The organism is Streptomyces sp. NPDC023481 (genome assembly GCF_055560195.1).
In genome coordinates this window covers 418,097-438,202 of the sequence record NZ_JBVHJE010000005.1, presented here as the reverse complement: position 1 = coordinate 438,202, position 20,106 = coordinate 418,097, and the positions used below count along the sequence as shown (strand labels likewise).

Annotated in this window: 13 protein-coding genes; 10 read left to right on the top strand and 3 right to left on the bottom strand. The window is 73.9% G+C overall.

Annotated features, from left to right (window positions below):
• Positions 1-173 precede the first annotated feature (173 nt).
• A complete protein-coding gene (locus ACZ3ZD_RS14150) occupies positions 174-1,379 on the top strand; it encodes a transglycosylase family protein (RefSeq protein WP_467396462.1) in 1,206 nt (401 codons plus the stop codon).
• Here the strand turns inward: ACZ3ZD_RS14150 and ACZ3ZD_RS14145 are convergent.
• Positions 1,369-2,577 (bottom strand): DMT family transporter, encoded by a 1,209-nt coding sequence (locus ACZ3ZD_RS14145; protein WP_467396460.1) that lies wholly within the window; start codon positions 2,575-2,577, stop codon positions 1,369-1,371. The two genes, ACZ3ZD_RS14150 and ACZ3ZD_RS14145, sit on opposite strands and share 11 nt — an antisense overlap.
• Before the next feature lie 227 nt (positions 2,578-2,804).
• On the opposite strand from ACZ3ZD_RS14145, the gene ACZ3ZD_RS14140 reads away from it, so the two are divergent.
• The 7 genes from ACZ3ZD_RS14140 to ACZ3ZD_RS14110 all read left to right on the top strand — a co-directional run bounded on the left by ACZ3ZD_RS14140 (position 2,805) and on the right by ACZ3ZD_RS14110 (position 12,703).
• Positions 2,805-3,650: a (2Fe-2S)-binding protein gene (locus ACZ3ZD_RS14140; RefSeq protein WP_467396458.1), complete on the top strand. Its 846-nt coding sequence runs from the start codon at positions 2,805-2,807 to the stop codon at positions 3,648-3,650.
• Between the two features lie 46 nt (positions 3,651-3,696).
• A complete protein-coding gene (glgA, locus tag ACZ3ZD_RS14135) occupies positions 3,697-4,842 on the top strand; it encodes a glycogen synthase (protein ID WP_467396456.1) in 1,146 nt (381 codons plus the stop codon).
• A 50-nt stretch (positions 4,843-4,892) separates the two neighbouring features.
• The gene (gene glgC / locus ACZ3ZD_RS14130; protein ID WP_467396454.1) at positions 4,893-6,113 is read left to right on the top strand and encodes a glucose-1-phosphate adenylyltransferase; all 1,221 of its coding nucleotides are present in this window, start codon (positions 4,893-4,895) and stop codon (positions 6,111-6,113) included.
• A 126-nt stretch (positions 6,114-6,239) separates the two neighbouring features.
• Positions 6,240-8,561: a GH92 family glycosyl hydrolase gene (locus tag ACZ3ZD_RS14125; RefSeq protein ID WP_467396452.1), complete on the top strand. Its 2,322-nt coding sequence runs from the start codon at positions 6,240-6,242 to the stop codon at positions 8,559-8,561.
• 147 nt (positions 8,562-8,708) lie between these two features.
• On the top strand, positions 8,709-10,040 hold the full coding sequence (locus ACZ3ZD_RS14120) for a wax ester/triacylglycerol synthase family O-acyltransferase (RefSeq protein WP_467396450.1): 1,332 nt from the start codon (positions 8,709-8,711) through the stop codon (positions 10,038-10,040).
• Between the two features lie 505 nt (positions 10,041-10,545).
• Positions 10,546-12,063, top strand: coding sequence for an SDR family NAD(P)-dependent oxidoreductase (locus ACZ3ZD_RS14115; protein WP_467396448.1), 1,518 nt, complete (start codon positions 10,546-10,548; stop codon positions 12,061-12,063).
• Between the two features lie 466 nt (positions 12,064-12,529).
• Entirely contained in the window at positions 12,530-12,703 is a 174-nt protein-coding gene (locus ACZ3ZD_RS14110) for a hypothetical protein (protein ID WP_467396446.1), read from the top strand.
• Between the two features lie 37 nt (positions 12,704-12,740).
• On the opposite strand, the gene ACZ3ZD_RS14105 is transcribed toward ACZ3ZD_RS14110, so the two are convergent.
• The gene (locus tag ACZ3ZD_RS14105; protein WP_467396444.1) at positions 12,741-14,093 is read right to left on the bottom strand and encodes an amidase; all 1,353 of its coding nucleotides are present in this window, start codon (positions 14,091-14,093) and stop codon (positions 12,741-12,743) included.
• 277 nt (positions 14,094-14,370) lie between these two features.
• Between ACZ3ZD_RS14105 and ACZ3ZD_RS14100 the strand changes: the two genes are divergently transcribed.
• Complete coding sequence (locus tag ACZ3ZD_RS14100) at positions 14,371-17,391, top strand: alpha-mannosidase (RefSeq protein WP_467396442.1); 3,021 nt, start codon at positions 14,371-14,373, stop codon at positions 17,389-17,391.
• An 11-nt stretch (positions 17,392-17,402) separates the two neighbouring features.
• Here ACZ3ZD_RS14100 and ACZ3ZD_RS14095 read toward each other — a convergent pair whose 3' ends face one another.
• Entirely contained in the window at positions 17,403-18,824 is a 1,422-nt protein-coding gene (locus tag ACZ3ZD_RS14095) for a lipase maturation factor family protein (protein ID WP_467396440.1), read from the bottom strand.
• 127 nt (positions 18,825-18,951) lie between these two features.
• Here ACZ3ZD_RS14095 and ACZ3ZD_RS14090 point away from each other — a divergent pair, with 127 nt between their 5' ends.
• On the top strand, positions 18,952-20,013 hold the full coding sequence (locus ACZ3ZD_RS14090; RefSeq protein ID WP_467396438.1) for a DUF6777 domain-containing protein: 1,062 nt from the start codon (positions 18,952-18,954) through the stop codon (positions 20,011-20,013).
• The last annotated feature ends 93 nt before the right edge of the window (positions 20,014-20,106 follow it).

Genomic DNA, 20,106 nt, shown 5'->3' with positions numbered 1-20,106 from the left:
CACGCATGGGTACGCGCCGAGGCCCCCCTCCGCCTCACCCACCGGCCCACTGACCCAAGCAGAGGCCGTTCCCGGCCACTTGGGCCGGACGGGAGGCCGGATTTCCGTCTTGTCATGGCCAGTTCGCGGCGCTAACTTTTGCCGCTCCTGACGCATGCCGAGGGGATTCGGACATGGCCGTACGCGGCCGGCACCGCCGGTACCAGCCGAACAGGATCAACCGCGCCTCACTCACCGTCACGGCCGGTGGCGCCGGCCTGGCGCTCCCGCTGGTCGCCGCCGGCACCGCGCACGCCGCCGACGCGGCCACCTGGAACAAGGTCGCCGCCTGCGAGTCCAGCGGCAACTGGAGCGTCAACACCGGCAACGGCTACTACGGCGGGCTGCAGTTCACCCAGTCCACCTGGGAGGCGTACGGCGGCGGCCGGTACGCGGCGCGCGCCGACCTGGCCACCCGGGGCGAGCAGATCGCCGTCGCCGAGAAGGTCCTGGACGGGCAGGGGCCGGGCGCGTGGCCGGTGTGTTCGGTACGGGCCGGACTCACTCGGGGCGCAGCCGCTCCCGACGTGCACACCGAGACCGCGCGCTCCACGAGAACCGGCCCCGCCCACTCCGGTTCCGCCCACTCCGGCCCCGCCCACTCCGGTTCCACCCACTCCCGCTCCGCCAAGGACGTGCAGCCGCAGGTCACCCCGCAGTCCCGGGCCGGCCGCGCCGAGCTGTACACCGTGGTGCACGGCGACACCCTCTCCGGCATCGCGGTCGACCACCATGTGCCGGGCGGCTGGCACGCGCTGTACGCGGGCAACCGTGCCACCGTCGGCACCGACCCCGACCTGATCATGCCGGGGCAGCGGATCAGCCTGAACGGCACCCCCACCCGCCCCGCACCCCCCAAGTCGCCGAAGAAGAAGGCGCCTTCGGAGCACCACACCACACATCCCCGCACGCACCACACGACGCCTCCGGCCCGGCACGCCCTCGTCGCCCCGGTGACCGCGTCCATCGGCACCGGCTACCACGTGGCGGGCTCCCACTGGTCGAAGGGCTACCACACCGGCGTCGACTTCCTGGTGCCGACCGGTACCTCCGTGCACGCGGCGGAGACCGGGCGGGTCGTCACCGCGGGCTGGGGCGGCTCGTACGGCTACCAGGTCGTGCTCCGGCACGCCGACGGCCGCTACACCCAGTACGCCCACCTGTCGGCCATCTCCGTGCGGGTCGGCCAGACCGTCACCGTCGGCCAGCGCATCGGCCGCTCCGGCGCCACCGGGAACGTCACGGGCCCGCATCTGCACTTCGAGGTGCGGACGGGGCCGGGGTTCGGCTCGGACATCGACCCGCTCGCCTACCTGCGGGCCGGTGGCGTCAGGATCTGACGCGGCAGCACGGGCGGTCCAGGACCGGCAGCGGCGCGGGGACGGTCGGGGACGGCGCGCTGTACGACGCCGGGAGCGCGCCCTCGGCCGGTGGCCCGCCACGGTCGGCGTCCGCACCGGACGCTCCGACGGGTTCGGCGGGTTCCGCGGGCCCGTCCGGCTCCGCCGCGGTGTCCGCGGTGCGAGTGGTCTCCGCGGTGCGAGTGGGCTCCGCGGTGCCCGCGGCTCCTCGCTGCCGTGGCACTCCCGGACGCGCCCCGACGCCGACCGGCGAGACGGCGCCCGGGGAAGAGGCCGCCGGTGAGAGGGCCGTCGGTGTGCGACCGTCCGCCGGCACCGCATCCAGTGTCGCCGCGTCCCCGTCCGCCGTCCCCTCCATCCGCTCCGTCGTCAGCATGATCAGCCCGCCCGCCGCCACCACCGCGCAGCCCAGGGCGAGCACCGTGCCCGTGGTGTCGTAGCGGAACGTCTCGCCGAACATGAGGATGCCGACCGCGGCGGCCAGCACCGGGTTGACCACCGTGAGGGTGGCGAGCGGGGCGGCGAGGCCGCCGCCCCGGTAGGCGGCCTGGGACAGCAGGACGCCGGCCAGGGTGAACAGGCCGATCACCGCGAGCGAGGACAGTTCGCCCAGGCCGATGCCGTGGGTCCAGTCGACGGCCACGGTCTTGGTGAACACCGACGACATGCCGAAGGCGATCCCGGCAGCGGTGGCGAGCAGCACGCTGCGTACCGCGGGGTGCCGGTGCGCGGCCAGGCCCGCGCACACCAGCGCCGCCACCGCCGTGCCGGTGACCAACGCGACCGCCGGCCGCTGGGCCGGGGTGAGGGAGTGCGCGGCGGAGGCGCCGACCAGGGACAGCAGGCCGGCCAGACCCGCCGTGGCCATGAGGGCGCCGCGCCAGGCGGCCGCGCCGGCCCGGCGGCCGACGCACAGGGCCGCCAGGGGCAGCGCGAAGACGATGGTCAGCGCGCCGAGCGGCTGGACCAGGCTGAGCGGCCCGCAGGCCAGCGCCACGACGTGCAGCACGCCGCCGAGGCCGTTCAGCCCCAGCGCACCCCACCAGCCGGGCCGGCGTAGCGGGAGGTATCCGTTGCCGGGGGAGGACACCGCGACCTGCTCCTGCGCGATGGCTCCGCCCGCGTAGGCGAGGGCGGAGACGACCGAGAGGAGCACGGCCAACGCCAGGCCGCTCATCGGTGTCTCCTCTGCGTGCCCCGGGGGTGATCGTCGGGGTGCGGCGGGCGGTCGGCTTCCATGGCGCACACTCTGCCCGCCCGCGCCCCCGCCGTCGTCGTACCTGAGCACGCAATGCGTCCTACTGCCGATGGAGTACACCGGCCGGGTGATCATCCCCTGGTGGGGCGACGCAGGGAGGACACCCGCCCGCTCGTCCCGGTGACCCGCCTGGTACTAGTCGTGCCGTGGACCTCGACCCCGAACTCGCCGCGCTGCGCCCGCTCGGCGGCTTCTTCGTGCTGCGCACGCCGGCGGGCACGGCCGGCGCCGACCCGTGGCGGCTGCCGACCCTCGCGGACGGCTACACGGACGGCAACACGGACGGCTGCGCGGGCGGATGCGGGGACGGCCACGCGGGCGGCACGTCGGATCCCGGGCGCGATCCCGTGGCGCTGCGGGTCGCCACCGTCGCCGAACGCCTGCGGACCGCCGAGCCGCGCGTCGCCGCCTCCCTCGCCCATCAGGGCCTGGCCGCCAGGCTGTGGTCGGCGGCCCTCGGCTGCGCCGTCCTGTACGGCCACGTGCCCGACCTGGACCCGCGCCTGCTGCGCTGGGACGCCCGCGCCAGTGCCCCCGACGACCTGTGGCTCACCGAGCCGCGCCCGCTGCCCGGGGACGCGGCCACGCTCGCCGCGGCCGTGCTGCACGGCCATCTGGAGCCGCTTGCGGTGACCCTGCACGCCCGCTACGGCGTCGCGGCCGGTCTGCTGTGGGGCAACGCGGGCTCCGCGCTCGCCGCGACCGCCCGGGAACTGAGCCGCTGGGCCCGCGCCCACGGTCGTACCGACGTGGCGGCCCGCACCCGCGCGCTCACCGCCGAACTCTTCGCCCACCCCCTGCTGGAGACCACCGGCACCCGCACCGGCACGGCCTTCCGGCGCCGCAGCTGCTGCCTGTACTACCGGGTGCCCGGCGGCGGCCTCTGCGGCGACTGCTGCTTCACCCGGCCGCCGCACCCCGGCCCTCGCCCCGACCCGCGCTCCACCCCGCCTTCCTCTCCGCGCTCTTCCCCGGGCGGCGCATCTGGGTGACCATGAGGGGGTCGTACCGCCGAGACCAGGGGGTTGCCGGGTGCGAGTGGGACTGCTGACCCGGGAGTACCCCCCGGATGTGTACGGCGGCGCCGGTGTCCATGTGGAGTTCCTCGCCCGCGAGTTGGCCGCCCTGGTGGACCTGGAGGTGCACTGCTGGGGCGAGGGGCGCGGCGTGGGGGTCGTACGCCACCGGCCCTGGCCCGTCCTCGACGGCTCCAACGACGCGCTGCGCACCTTCTCCGTCGACCTCGCCATGGCCGCCGCCCTCGGAGGCCGCGAACTGGTCCACTCCCACACCTGGTACGCCCAGCTCGCCGGGCACGTCGCCAAGCTCCTGTACGGCGTCCCGCACGTCGTCACCGCCCACTCGCTGGAGCCGCTGCGGCCCTGGAAGGCCGAGCAACTCGGCGGCGGGTACGCCCTGTCGGGCTGGGCCGAGCGGACCGCGACCGAGGCCGCCGACGCGGTGATCGCCGTCTCCGGCGCCATGCGGGAGGACATCCTGGCCTGCTATCCGGCGCTGGACCCGGCCCGGGTCCACGTCATCCACAACGGTATCGACACCCGGCTGTACCGCCCCGACCACGGCACCGACGCGCTCACCCGGCACGGCATCGACCCCGCCCGCCCGTACGTCCTGTTCGTCGGCCGCATCACCCGGCAGAAGGGCGTGCCCCATCTGCTGCGCGCCGTACGGGACATCGACCCCGGCGCCCAGGTCGTCCTGTGCGCGGGCGCGCCCGACACCCCGGAGATCGAGCGCGAGTTCCAGGAGCTGTTCGAGGAGCTGCGCCGGGTGCGGGCGGGCGTGTTCTGGATCCCGCAGATGCTGCCGCGCGCAGAGGTCGTCCAACTCCTCACACACGCCTCGGTCTTCGTCTGTCCCTCGGTGTACGAGCCGCTCGGCATCGTCAACCTGGAGGCGATGGCCTGCGGCACACCGGTCGTCGCGTCCCGGGTCGGCGGCATCCCCGAGGTGGTGGCGCACGGCGACAGCGGTCTCCTGGTCGACATGGACGACGATTTCGAGGCCGGGCTCGCCCGGGCGCTGGACACCGTCCTCGGCGATCCGGACGCGGCCCGGCGGATGGGGGAGGCCGGACGGGAGCGCGCGGTACGGGAGTTCGGCTGGGACGCGGTGGCCCGCCGCACGGCGGGGCTGTACGAGGAGATCCTCAAGCAGGCTTAGTCCGCTCTGCTCGGGGCAACCATGGTTCAACCACGGTGAGGGGAGCGGTCATGCGTCGGGGAGGGCCTTCCGTACTGGGGATCGTGCTGGCGGGCGGTGAGGGCAAGCGCCTGATGCCGTTGACCGCGGACCGTGCCAAACCGGCCGTCACCTTCGGCGGCACCTACCGGCTCGTCGACTTCGTGCTGTCCAACCTCGTCAACGCCGACGTGCTGCGCATCTGCGTGCTGACCCAGTACAAGTCGCACTCGCTGGACCGGCACATCACCACCACCTGGCGGATGTCCAGCCTGCTGGGCAACTACGTCACCCCGGTCCCCGCCCAGCAGCGCCTCGGCCCGCGCTGGTACCTGGGCAGTGCCGACGCCATCCTGCAGTCACTCAACCTCGTGCACGACGAACAGCCCGAGTACGTGGCCGTGTTCGGCGCCGACCACGTGTACCGCATGGACCCGCGGCAGATGCTCGCGCAGCACATCGAGGGCGGCGCGGGGGTGACGGTGGCCGGCATCCGGGTGCCCCGCGCGGAGTCCTCCTCCTTCGGGGTGATCACGCCCGGCCCGGACGGCCGTACCGTCGAGCGCTTCCTGGAGAAGCCCGCCGATCCACCGGGCCTGCCGGACGACCCGGAGACGGTCTTCGCCTCCATGGGCAACTACGTCTTCACCACCAAGGTCCTGATCGAGGCGCTGCACCGGGACGCCGAGGACAGCCAGTCCGTGCACGACATGGGCGGCTCGATCCTGCCCCAGCTGACCGGGCGCGGCGAGGCCCAGCTGTACGACTTCGGCGACAACCACGTGCCCGGCGAGACCAGCCGGGACCGGGGCTACTGGCGGGACGTGGGCACCCTGGACGCCTACTACGAGGCGCACATGGACCTGATCGCCGAGCGCCCCGCGTTCAACCTCTACAACCGCCAGTGGCCCATCTACACGCACTCCTACCAGCTGTCGCCGGCCCGTTTCAACGCGAGCGGCATCGCGAGCGAGTCCATCATCAGCGCGGGCTGCCTCATCCGCGGCCAGGTCACCCGGTCCGTGCTGTCGCCGGGCGTACGGGTCGACCCGGGCGCGGTCGTGCAGGGCTCGGTGCTGCACGACAACGTGCACATCGGCCGGGGCGCGGTGGTGCGCGGTGCCGTGCTGGACAAGAACGTCGAGGTGCCGCCCGGCGCGACGATCGGCGTCAACCCGGAGCGTGACGCCGAGCTGTACACCGTCTCCAAGGGCGGGGTCATCGCGTTGGGCAAGGGACAGCGGGTGCCCTGACGGGCAGGGCGTCAGCGTTCTGCCGAGCGCGACGCGTTCCATGGAAATATGCACGAATGCCCGGGTTTTCGGACTCCGCCGTCCAGGATGCAGACAACGATGTCCAATCTGCGGAGGTCATCCGACATGAGAGGGACCCGGCGCACGCGGCTGTGCCTGGCCGGGGTGATGGCAGCGTCCACGCTGATCGCCACCCCCGCCGCACGGGCCGCCGAGCGGACCGACGGCCACCTCACCGACCTGGTCAACCCGTTCATCGGGACCCAGAACGAGGGCAACACCTTCCCCGGCGCGGCCGTGCCCTTCGGCATGGTGCAACTCTCCCCGGACACCGGGCACAACACCGGCTACGACTACACGCAGAACCGGGTCCGCGGCTTCTCCCTGGTCCACCTCTCGGGCGTGGGCTGCCGGATCGGCGGGGACCTGCCGGTGCTGCCCACCACCGGAGACGTCACACAGACGGACTACACCCGGTACGCGGCGGCCTTCTCGCACGACGACGAGGAGGCGACCCCCGGCTACTACCGGGTCGGCCTCGACTCCGGCATCCGCGCCGAGCTGACCGCGACCGCCCGCACCGGTGTGCAGCGCTACACCTTCCCGGCCACCGACAAGGCCAACGTCCTGCTCAACGCGGCCCAGTCGCTGCACAGACCGGTGAGCAGCTCGGTGCGGATCCTGGACGACCGCACCGTGCGCACCGAGATCACCGGCCACGGCTTCTGCCGGGACACCGGCCCCTACACGGTCTACACGATCACCCGCTTCAGCCGGCCCTTCACCGCCTACGGCACCTGGGACGGCGGGACCGTCACCCCGGGCGCCCGGAGCGGGTCCGGCGGTGCCTACGTCCGCTTCGACACCACCGGGGACCGTACGGTCGAGGCGACCACCGCCCTGTCGTACGTCGACGCGCGCGGCGCCGCCGGCAACCTGCGCGCCGAGGGCGGCCGGTCCTTCGACGCCGTGCGCGACCGGGCCCGTCAGGAGTGGGAGGACCGGCTCGCCGCCGTCCGGGTGCGGGGCGGCACACCCGCGCGGCGCCGCACCTTCTACTCCTCGCTGTACCGGTCCTACCTCGCGCCCAACATCGGCAGCGACGCCGACGGCCGCTACTTCGGCTGGGACCGCCGCACCCACCGCGCCCGGGGCTTCACGTACTACCAGAACTGGTCGCTGTGGGACACCTACCGCACCCAGGCCCAGCTGCTCGCCCTGCTCGCCCCGCGCGAGGCCCGGGACATGGCCCGGTCGGTCGTCGCGATCGACGAGGACGGCGGGTGGCTGCCCAAGTGGGGCTACGGCCCGGTCGAGACGAACGTCATGAGCGGCGACCCGGTCACCCCGTTCCTGACCACCGCCTACCGGATGGGGTTGCTCAAGGGCTACGAGGAGCGGGCCTACCGCGCGCTGCGCAAGAACGCCGACGGGGTGCCGCCGGCCGCGTACCCGGGGATCGGCCGGGAGGCCAACGCCGAGTACCTCGCGCACGGTTTCGCGCCGTACATCCAGGACCGCCCGCTGAGCAAGATGGGCGACTCCGACTACCACCACGGCGCCTCCGTCACCCTGGAGTACGCGCTCGCCGACGGGATGCTCGCCCAGATGGCCCGTGACCTCGGGCACCCAAAGGACGCGGCCCGCTACGCCGCCCGCTCGCGCAACTACCGGAACGTCTTCGACCCCGCCACCGGCTTCTTCCGCGCCCGTGACGCCGCCGGTGCCTTCACCGGCTCGCCCGACCCGGCCCGCGGCACCGGCTTCCACGAGGGAACGGCCTGGCAGTACCAGTGGCTGGTGCCGCAGGACGTGCCGGGCATGGTCGACCTCATCGGCGGCACCCGCGCCGCCAACGCCCGCCTGGACACCTTCTTCGCCTACGACCGGCTGCTCGCCGACCCGGAGCGCACCGCCCGCGAGGTGTGGGTGCACGGCGACCCGTATGCCTACTACAACGCCGCCACGTACAACCCGATGAACGAGCCGGACCTCATCGCGCCCTACACCTACCTCTCCACCGGCCAGCCCTGGAAGACCACGGACGTGGTGCACGCGGCGCTGACCCTGTTCACCGACAGCCCCACCGGCATGACCGGCAACGACGACCTCGGCACCATGTCCGCCTGGAACGTCCTGTCGTCCATCGGGCTCTTCCCGGTCCAGCCCGGCTACGACACCTGGGGCCTGACCACCCCGGTCTTCGAACGGGTCGACCTGACCCTGGACCGCCGCTACTGGCCCGGCGGCCGGCTCACGGTGACCGCGCCCGGCACCTCGGCCGCCGACCGCTACGTCCAGGCCGTGCACACGGACGGGACACCGCACGACCGGACCTACCTGACCACCCGTGCGCTGCGCTCCATGCGCTCGCTGGCGTTCACGGTCGGCCCGCGCCCGTCGGAGTGGGGTACGTCACCCGAAGCGGCGCCGCCCGTTCTGAGGTGACCTCAGGTGGCACCTGAGTCCCGCCGTCCTCACGGAGGGCGGGACTTAACCTGACCTTAACTGAGCGTAGCCTGATCGTACTTGACCGTAATCGCTCCGCCGGGATTGACTGCTGATCCGCCCGTCGCCGACGCGTGAGGCAAGCCCTTGACTTCCGACCCGCTCGCTCCACTCGACCTGGCCTTCTGGAACATGGAGTCCGACCGGCACCCGATGCACCTCGGGGCGCTCGGCGTCTTCGCCGCGCACTCGCCCACCGCCGGCGCCCACGCCGCCGACCTGCTCGCCGCCCGCGCCGCCGCCGTACCCGGCCTGCGCATGCGCATCCGCGACAGCTGGCAGCCGCTCGCCTTCGGCGGCGCGACCCGGGAGAGCGACCCGGACTTCGACCCGCTGAACCACGTACGGCTGCACGCCCCGACCGACGACTTCCACGCGGTCGCCGGTCGGCTGATGGAGCGCTCGCTGGAGCGCGGCCGGCCGCCGTGGGAGGCGCATGTGCTGCCCGGCGCGGACGGGGTGTCCTTCGCCGTGCTGTTCAAGTTCCACCACGCCCTCGCCGACGGGCTGCGCGCGCTGAAGCTCGCCGCGGGCGTCCTGGACCCGGTCGACCTGCCCGAGCGCGCGCCCCGCGCCATCGAGCCGCCGTGCGGCCTGCTGTCCGACGTGCGCGCGCTGCCCGCGCGCGTGCCCGGGCTGCTCAGGGGCGCGCTGTCCGACGTGGGCCGGGCCCTGGACATCGGCGCCTCGCTCGCCCTGTCCACGCTCGGCATGCGCCCGACCGCCGCGCTGGCCTGCGCGCCCAGCGGCACCCGCCGCACCGCCGGGGTCGTCGTCGACATCGACGACGTGCACCGGGTGCGCAAGAGCGCCGGCGGCACCGTCAACGACGTCCTCATCGCCGTCGTCGCCGGTGCGCTGCGGCGCTGGCTGGACGAGCGGGGCGACGGCAGCAGGGGTGTGGCGCCCCGCGCGCTGATCCCCGTCTCCCGGCGCGGCCAGCGCACCGCCCAGCGACCGGGGAACCGGCTCTCCGGATACCTGACCCGGCTCCCGGTGCACGAGCCCGATCCGCTCGGCCGGCTGGAGACCGTGCGGACGGCGATGATCCGGAACAAGGACGCGGGGCCGAACCGGGGCGCCGGCGCGGTGGCGCTGCTCGCCGACCACGTGCCGGCGCTCGGCCACCGGCTCGGCGGACCGCTGGTCGGGCAGGCGGCCCGGCTGTGGTTCGACATCCTGGTCACCAGCGTGCCGCTGCCCGGGCTCGGCCTCCGGCTCGGCGGCCACGAGCTGACCGAGGTCTACCCCCTGGCTCCGCTCGCGCCCGGGCAGGCGCTGGCAGTGGCGATCTCGACGTACCGCGGACGCGTCCACTACGGACTCGTCGCCGACGCCCGCGCCGTACCGGACCTGGACCGGTTCGCCCACGCGGTGTCAGCCGAGGTGGAAACCCTGCTGGAGGTGTGCGACCACTGACCGCGACGCCCGCCCCGGTGCGCACGCGGTGCGCGGGGCGGGCCGGCCGGCGATGTGCGACACACCGGTGACCGGCGGCCGGGCCCCTCCTGGCCTGGACCGGTTCGCCCACGCGGTGTCGGCCCAGGTGGAGCCCTTGCTGGGGGTAGGGGACCGCTGACCGTGGCCACCGGCGCCGGGCGGGGGGCGCCTGCCCGGCGCCACCGCCCGCTGATCCCGCCCCCCGGTCGGACGGTGGTCCTCGCCCGCGCCACCGCCCGCTGACCCCAGCCCCGGGCCGGACCCGGATCCGTCCCCGCGCCACCCGTACACCCCCCTCGCCGGGCGCAGGTCGGCCGGTGGTGTGGTGGGCGCCGTGGGCCGGTGGCCGGTGGCCGGCGGAGCGCTTCGGTGGGCCGGGATCATCGTGCGGTTTGGTGCCTTGGGCCGACGCTCCGTAAAATCCGCTGTTCGATAGCGGGCGCGTGTCGAGCGCCGCGCGGGTGACCAGGGAAACGGCAGCGCGATGACGGTGACAGAGGACGGCTCGGCGTCCATGGACATGCCCACGGACACCTCCGTGGACGAGCTGGTCCACGGGCCCGGCATCGACCCCGAGCGGCTGGCCGTCTGCCTGAGCGTGCTGGAGGAGCTGGACCGGATCGACGTCGACCACCCCGACGCGATCGCGGTCCGCCGGGCCACCTCGCACATCTACCGGACGGTGAAGCAGCGCCGCCGCCAGGAGCGCCGGGCCGCCAAGACCGCGCACGACCGCGCCGTGACCGAGGCCACCGCCACCGGATCCGCCGAGCGCATCGACGACGAGACCGAGGGCATCCTGCCCTCCTCCAAGGTCGAGACCGGCAGGATCGCGGGGATACTCCAGCGCCCCCGGTCCTGCTACACCTGCAAGACGCGGTACGTGGAAGTCGACTACTTCTACCACCAGCTCTGTCCGGACTGCGCCGGCGTCAACCGCGCCAAGCGGGACGTGCGCGCCGACCTGACCGGCAAGCGCGCCCTGCTCACCGGCGGCCGGGCCAAGATCGGCATGTACATCGCGCTGCGCCTGCTGCGCGACGGCGCCCACACGACGATCACGACCCGGTTCCCCAAGGACGCCATCCGCCGCTTCAAGGCGATGGAGGACTCGGCGGACTGGATGCACCGCCTGGAGGTCGTCGGCATCGACCTGCGCGACCCCGCCCAGGCCGTCGCCCTGGCCGACCAGGTCGCCGAGGCGGGCCCGCTGGACATCCTGATCAACAACGCCACGCAGACCGTACGCCGCCTGCCCTCCGCCTACGCCGCCCTCGTGGACGGCGAGAGCGCCCCGCTGCCCGCCGGTGAACTGCCCGCCCACCACGTGATCGGCGCCTTCAACTCCGGCGCGGTCGACGGCCTGGCCGCGCTGCCCCTCGGCACCAGCGGCCTGGACGCCCAGAAGGTCGCCGACCTCGCCCTGGTCGCGGGCAACGCCAGCGTCGCCCGGCACCTCGACGGCACCGCCATCGACGCGGGCGGCTTGCTCCCCGACGTCGTCGACAGCAACACCTGGGTGCAGACGATCGACCAGATCTCCCCCGTGGAGCTGCTGGAGACCCAGCTGTGCAACTACACGGCGCCGTTCATCCTCATCAGCAAGCTCCGCCCGGCCATGGCCGACGCCGCGCGGAAGGCGGCGAGCGGACGGGCGTACATCGTGAACGTCTCCGCCATGGAAGGCGTCTTCAGCCGTGGCTACAAGGGCGCGGGCCACCCCAACACCAACGCGGCGAAGGCCGCGATGAACATGGTGACGCGGACCAGCGCCCACGAGATGTTCGAGGCCGACGCCATCCTCATGACCTCGGTCGACACCGGCTGGATCACCGACGAGCGCCCGCACTACGACAAGCTGCGCCTCGCCGAGGCCGGCTTCCACGCACCGCTCGACCTGGTCGACGGCGCCGCCCGCGTCTACGACCCGATCGTGCGCGGCGAGGCGGGCGAGGACCTGTACGGCGTCTTTCTGAAGGACTACGCGCCCGGCAAGTGGTGAGCCGCCGCCCGGGTGACGCGCGGGGCGCGGCGGCCGGCCGTCAGCCGACCGCGCCGAGCGGCGCGTGACGCCGCTCGGCCGACAGCACGCGAAGAGGTGTTCGCCGCTGTAGGCCACATGGGTGATTCACCGGGTCGTACGAGTAAGCAGCTTGTTTCAAAAAGCCCCATATTAGGGGGTATTGAGCGGCTGAATGCAGGGCATCGGTTACCGCTTGTTTGCATTCCCTATCGAGCGTATGCCCGCTCATTTGGTTAATCTGGAGGAGACGGACAGCAGCAAGGGGTCCCACCCGCACCCAACGTCCGTCCTGGGGTGAGCCGGTCGACAACGGCCTGCTCCGACAGCGACACCGGCGCCACCGCGTCCGAACTGGCCTTCCATGCAGACCCGAGCGGGCGTCATGCGCCGGAGCGCAGACTGTCCGGTACGCCCCAAGGGTGACCCGACACATAAGGAGTGCGCGGTGACACCGGAGAAGACGAATCGCGAACAGCGCCCCGAGGAGCAGACGAAGCGCGCGGGCCGCAGGCCCGGGGAACTCGGCAGTCTCGACGTGTGGGCCCGGTCCGCCCCGATCCGCCTCGCGGGTTACGAGGAGGACCTCGCCGAGCCGCACATCCTGCCGAGCGTGGACTGAGCGCCGCACCGCCCCGCGGCCCGCACCGGCCCCCGCCTCAGGCCCCGCCGGTCGCGGGGGCCGTCCGCGGCCACGGGCTCAACTCCTCCAGTTCCTCCGCCAGCTCCAGCAGAACGGCCTCCGTCCCCGGCCGGCCCACGAGCTGTACGGCGCAGGGCGCGCCCGAGGGCAGGGTGCCGGCCGGGACGGACATCGCGGGCCAGCCGGTCAGGTTCCACGGCGGGGTGAACGGCGAATAGGCCGTGTTCGCCAGCACGTTGGGCAGCCAGCCGCGCTCGTGCCACGGGCCGGCCTGCGGGGAGCGGCGGGCCAGCGCCGCGGTGAGCAGCACGTCGTACTCGGTGAGGAAAGGCGTCAGCCGCGCCCGCAGCCGGTCCCGGGCCCCGCCGGTGCGGACCCGGCGGACGAACGGGCGGCCCACGGCCGCGTGCACCCGGGTCCGGCGGGCCAGCAGCGCCCGGTCCAGGCCCTCCGCGTCCACCGCCGTACCCGCCGTCCAGTGCTGGAGCGCGGTCACGCCGAGCGAGAGCGGGTACGGCGGCTCGGCCCGCCGCACCCGGTGCCCGGCCCGGGCCAGCACCCCGGCCGCCTGCCGGACCGCGGTCGTATACGGCCGGCTCACGCTCACCCCGGCGAGCGGGCTGCGCACCGCGGCGGCGATCCTGAGCCGGGGCCGCTCCGTCCGGGGCTCGAACTCCCGGTCCGCGAGGACAGCCAGCATCAGCCGCAGATCCGCGACCGTCGTGGCCAGCGGCCCGTTCTCCGACATCCCGAACCAGTCGCCGTTGCCGATCCCGGCCGGCACCACCCCGTGCCCCGGCTTCAGCGTGACCAGCCCGCAGTTCGCGGCCGGGATGCGCAGCGAGCCCATCCCGTCGTTGCCGAGCGCGAGCGGCACCAGGCCCGCGGCGACCGCCGCCGCGCTGCCGCCGGAGGAGCCGCCGGCCGTGCGGGCCGGGTCCCAGGGGTTGCGGGCGATGCCGTACGGGCCCTCCGTGGTGCCGAAGACGCACAGCTCGGGCACGTTCGTCAGGCCGACGACCACCGCACCGGCCGCCCGCAGCCGGGCCACCGTCACATGGTCCTCGCCGGCCGGGGCGTCCGGGGTGGCGACGCTACCGTTGCGGGCCGCCTCACCGCGCACCGCCAGGTTGTCCTTGACCGCCAACGGCACGCCGGCCAGCGGCAGTTCCGGCAGATCGGCACGGGAGGCCACCTCGTCGGCCTCGGCGAGCGCCGCCTGGGCCCGGACCTTCCTGAACGCCCCGATCCGGCCGTCGAGCCGCTCGATCCGTGCGAGGTGCTCGGCCACCACCTCCCGGGGCGTGACCCGCTTCTCACGGACGGCGGCGGCGATCTCGACGGCACTGCGGCCGGCCCAGCTGCTCACGGGCACTCCTCGTTACTCATCGGTACGGACGTCGGGTAGGAGAACTCTGCACGCAGGCGGGGGAGTACGTCGAGAGGCCGTGCCCGGTGAACAGGGCGCGTGGGCACGGTTGTCGGTCCGGCCTCCGGGAGCGAGGCTGGGGGTGTGAACGCCGGGCCGGCGGTGGCGGCGGCCGAACCGGGGGCGCCGGTGGCGGCGCCGGTTCGGTGCCCGTCAGCGCCGCCCGTCCCTGCCGCCCAGCCTGGTCGGCACCGGAAACCCGCAGGGAGCATCCCGTATGCATGACGACCGCATTCTGGTGGAAGCCCGCCTCAGGCGCGTCCTCGACGAGCGCATCCGGCCTGCCGTGTACCCCGAGTCCGTGCCGCTCCGGGTCGCGGTGTGGCACGCGCCCGGCGAGCCCGTGCCGGTCGCGGAGGGCCTCGCCGCCGAGCCCGGGCCGATCGAGGTGGGCGCCCGGTGGGGCGCCCCGTGGGGCACCAGCTGGTTCCGGGTGACCGGGACCGTGCCCGAGGCGTGGGCCGGCCGGACCGTCGAGGCGCTGCTGGACCTCGGCTTCGACGAGAACATGCCCGGCTTCCAGTGCGAGGGCCTGGTGTACCGGCCCGACGGCACCCCGGTGAAGGGCCTCAACCCGCGCAACCAGTGGGTACGGATCGGCGCGCCCGTCGCGGGCGGCGAGGAGGTGCGCCTGCACATCGAGGCCGCCTCCAACCCGGTCGTCCTCGGCTACCACCCCTTCCGGCCCACCCCGCTGGGCGACAAGGAGACCGCGGGCAGCGAGCCGCAGTACACGCTCACCCGCATGGACCTCGCCGTGTTCGACGAGACCGTGTGGCAGCTGGTGCTGGACCTGGAGGTGCTGGGTGAGCTGATGGCCGAACTGCCCGTGGACTCCGCGCGCCGGCACGACATCCTGCGCGCGGTCGAACGCGCCCTGGACGCCGTCGACCTCCAGGACGTCAACGGCACGGCGGACCGGGCGCGGGACCGGCTGACCGGTGTGCTGTCCACCCCGGCCGTGCCGTCCGCGCACCGGATCAGCGCCGTCGGGCACGCGCACATCGACTCGGCGTGGCTGTGGCCGCTGCGCGAGACGGTACGCAAGGTGGCCCGTACGACGTCCAACATGACCGCGCTCATCGAGGATGAGCCGGAGTTCGTGTTCGCCATGTCCCAGGCGCAGCAGTGGGCGTGGGTGAAGGAGCACCGGCCCGAGGTGTGGGCGCGGGTGAAGAAGGCCGTGGCGGAGGGCCGGTTCGTGCCGGCCGGCGGGATGTGGGTGGAGTCCGACACCAACATGCCCGGCTCGGAGGCGATGGCCCGGCAGTTCGTGCACGGCAAGCGGTTCTTCCTCGACGAGTTCGGCATCGAGAACGAGGAGGCGTGGCTGCCGGACACCTTCGGCTTCGCCGCGGGCCTGCCGCAGATCATCAGGGCGGCCGGCTCCAGGTGGCTGCTGACGCAGAAGATCTCCTGGTCGCAGACGAACAGGTTCCCGCACCACACCTTCCACTGGGAGGGCATCGACGGCACCCGGATCTTCACCCACTTCCCGCCCGTCGACACCTACAACTGCTCGATGAGGGGCGGCGAACTCGCCCACGCGGCCCGCAACTTCCGGGACAAGGGCCGGGCCCGGCACTCCCTCGCGCCCACCGGCTGGGGCGACGGGGGCGGCGGCACCACCCGCGAGATGGTCGCCAAGGCCGCCCGGCTGCGCGACCTGGAGGGCTCCCCGACGGTGACCTGGGAGACCCCGCGCGCCTTCTTCGAGAAGGCCGAGGCCGAGTACCCCGAACCCCCGGTCTGGGTCGGCGAGTTGTACCTGGAACTGCACCGCGCCACCCTCACCAGCCAGGCCAGGACCAAGCAGGGCAACCGGCGCAGTGAGCACCTGCTGCGCGAGGCCGAACTGTGGGCGGCCACCGCGGCCGTACGCACCGGATTCCCCTACCCGTACGAGGAGTTGGACCGGATCTGGAAGACGGTCCTGCTGCACCAGTTCCACGACATCCTGCCCGGCTCCTCCATCGCCTGGGTGCACCGGGAGGCACGGGCGACCTACGAGCGGATCGCCGCCTCGCTGAACGGGATCATCGGCGCGGCCCAGCGGGCCCTGGCCGGGGAGGGCGGCACCGAGCTGCTCTTCAACGCGGCTCCGCACTCCCGCCACGGCGTCCCGGCGGGCGGTGCCGCCGCACCCGCCGTGGCGGGAAGCACGCGGCTCGCCCCGCGCGAGGACGGCGGGTTCACCCTCGACAACGGCCTGCTGCGGATCACCGTCGACGCCCGGGGCCTGGTCGTCTCCGCCTACGACCCCGCCGCCGACCGCGAGACCGTCGCCCCCGGCCGGGCCGCCTGCCTCCTCCAACTGCACCCGGACCTGCCGAACATGTGGGACGCCTGGGACGTCGACTCCTTCTACCGCAACACCGTCACCGACCTCACGGACGCCGAGTCGGTCACGGCCGGCGAGGACGGCGCCTCGGTGCGGATCGTCCGGGCCTTCGGCTCGTCCCGGGTCACCCAGCTGCTGACCCTGCCGCCGGGGGAGCGGCGGCTGCTCATCGACACCGAGGTCGACTGGCACGAGACGGAGAAGTTCCTGAAGCTGGCCTTCCCGCTCGACCTGCACGCCGAACGGTACGCGTCCGAGACCCAGTTCGGGCACGTCTTCCGCCCCACCCACACCAACACCTCATGGGAGTCGGCCAAGTTCGAGGCCTGCAACCACCGCTTCGTCCACCTGGCCGAACCCGGCTGGGGCGTGGCCGTCGTCAACGACTCGACGTACGGCCACGACGTCACCCGCACGGTCCGCACCGACGGGGACCGCGGTACGACCATGACCGTCCGTGTGTCCCTGCTGCGCGCCCCGCGCTTCCCCGACCCGGAGACCGACCAGGGCGTCCACCGCTTCCGGCACGCCCTGCTGCCCGGGGCCGCGATCGCCGACGCCGTCCGCGAGGGCTGGCGGGTCAACCTGCCGGAACGCCGGCTGACCGGCGCCCGGGAGGTCGCCCCGCTGGTCACGGTCGACAACGAGGCGGTGGTGGTGACGGCGGTGAAACTCGCCGACGACGGCACCGGCGACGTGGTCGTCCGCTGCCACGAGGCCCACGGCGGCCGCGCCCGGGCCACCCTCACGGCCGGCTTCCGGGTCGCGGGGGTCACGGCGACGGACCTGCTGGAGCGGCCGTGGGACGAGGGCGCGCCGCCGGAAACGGACGGCGACCGCGTCACCGTGCGCCTGCGCCCGTTCCAGCTCGTGACCCTGCGGCTGCGCAGGGCGTGAGCCGCCTGGGGCTACGAGCGCTGCGTCACCCCCGCCAGCCGGGTCGGCGGCAGGTACTCCCGCACGAACGTCCGGTCCCAGCAGGCCCCCGTCTCGCGCAACTCCCGCCAGTTCGTGTACCGGTAGCGGAACAGCCGGGCCCGGACGTAGCGGGGCGGGGTGTCCGGCGGGAACGGGGAGCGGCGCAGCAGCTTCAGCGTGTCCCGGTCGTTCTCCAGCAGACGTTCCATCAGGGCGCCGAACCATTCCCCGGCGTAGCCGGGCGACAGCGCCGCGAACCACATCAGCCAGTCCAGGCGCAGATGGTAGGGGGCGAACTGGCGCGGCCAGCGCCGGGGATCGCCGGGCTTGCCCTTGAACGCGTACTCCCGCCAGTCGGAGTCCGGGCGCGGGGTGTCGTCCAGGGTGCCCTCGACCACCACCTCGTAGCGCACCCGGCTGACGCTGCCGAACGCGCCGTAGGTGTTCACCAGGTGCAGCGGGTCGAACGAGCGGTTCATCACCTGGCGGCGGGAGACCATGTTCACCACCGGGCGGTAGCTGAGGAAGACCAGCAGCGCGGCGACCGCGAGCACCAGCACCTCGTACCACGGCGGCGCCGCCGGTCCGGGCGGCGCGGTCGCCGGCAGGCGCAGCGCGGACAGCGCCAGCACGATGGTGATCCAGTTCAGCCAGGAGAAGTTCCCCGACAGCACCAGCCACAGCTGCGTGACGATCATCAGGGCGGCGGCGGCCGAGGCGACCGGCTGGGGGGTGAACACCAGGACCGGCACGACCAGCTGGGTGACGTGGTTGGCGGCCGCCTCCACCCGGTGCAGCGGCTTCGGCAGACGGTGGAAGACCCAGCTGAGCGGGCCCGGCATCGGCTGGGTCTCGTGGTGGTAGTACAGGCAGGTCAGCTTCCGCCAGCAGGCGTCGCCGCGCAGCTTGATCAGCCCGGCGCCGAACTCCACCCGGAACAGGATCCAGCGCAGCAGGAACAGTACGACGACCGGTGGCGCCACCTCGTCGTTGCCGAGGAACGCGGCCAGGAAACCCGTCTCCAGCAGCAGCGACTCCCAGCCGAACGCGTACCACGTCTGGCCCACGTTCACGATCGACAGGTACAGCGCCCACGGCACCAGCCACAGCAGGATCCCGGCCCACAGCGGCAGCGCGGAGTCCGCCCCGGCCAGCAGGGCCGCGGCCACCGCGCAGCCCGTCCAGGCGCAGGCCGCGAAGAAGCGGTCGGAGTAGTGCAGGTGGAACAGGCTGGGGGCGCGCCGGAACCGCACCCGGGCGGTGAACCGGGGGATCGGCAGCATCCCGCGCTCGCCCAGCAGGGCCCGGAACTGCAGGGCCGCCGTCAGGAACGCGACCAGGTACAGGGCGGCCAGGGCCCGCTGGAGGACCAGCCGGCTCAGCCAGTAGTCGGGTGCGGTGAACCAGTCCACGGCTGTGCGCGCCTCCTGTGCGGGGGACACCGGCGCCGCTCTCGTCACGGCGGTCCCCGAGTTGCCAGGCAAAGCCGGGCGATGCCAACAATAGGGCGTAATCACCCACAGTGATGCGGAGTGTGCGGTGCGGATACACACCCGATCCATCGGCACGGCCTGCGTGCTCTTCGTGATGCTCCTGGCCGCGGGCTGCGCGGGCACCGGCGTCAAGCAGACCAGGGCGGGGGAGCCGGTCCTTCTGCAGGCCGCCACCGAGCAGGGCCCGGAGCCCTTCACCGAGTCCACCGACACCGGTGCTCCAAGCCCCGCGTCCCCCCGGGCCACCGCCCGGGTCCAGCCGGGCGACGTCGAGGCGCCGCTGCGTGCCGCGCGCACCCTGTCCGGCGCGACACCCGGCCTGTACCGGGGCTCCCGGAGCCTCGCCAGCTGCGACGTCGAGCGGCACATCCGCCGGCTGACGGCGGACCCGGCCAGGGCCGACGCCTTCGCCGGGGTGGCCGGCGTCACCCGGGCGGCGCTCCCCGGCTACCTGCGCGGGCTGACCCCGGTCGTCCTCGGCGCCGACACCCGCGTCACCAACCACGCCTACCGGCACCGTGAGGCGTTCCGCTACCAGGCCGTGCTCCAGGCGGGCACCGCCGTCCTCGTGGACGACCGGGGCGTTCCCCGGGTGCGCTGCGCCTGCGGCAACCCGCTCGACGAGCCCGCGCCGACCCAGGGCGGGGCCGGCGCCCGCGGCACCCCGTGGGCCGGCTACCGGCCGAACCAGGTCGTCGTGGTCACCCCGGCGGCCCGCACCGTCACCAGCCTCACGCTCGTCGACACCGCGCACCGCACCTGGATCGAACGCCGGGTGGGCACCGACGTCCGCCGCGACCGGGTCGTCCCCGCACCCGACCCGACGGACGCCGGAGCGACGGTCACCAGCCCGGCCGGCAGCGCCTCCCCGACCCACACCGGCCCAGCCCCCTCGCCCCCCGGCCCCCCGGTCCGGACCACCGCGACGAACCCCCCGCTCCTCGACCCCGACCCCGACCCCACCCCTTCCGGCGGGACCGGCCCCACCGGGGCCGGCCAGACCCCGGCCGACCCACCCGCCCCCGGATCGGGCACGCCCGCCCCGGCCACGACCGGCGCGGCCTCCCCCGGCACGTCCGGCACGGCTCCCGCCGGCCCAGGCGCCTGAGCCCCCGACCGACCCGCCCGCCCCCGGCCGCCCGGCACCCGCCGCACCCGCCGATCAAGTCGAAGAATCCGCCGGATCCTGGCAGTCTGGGCC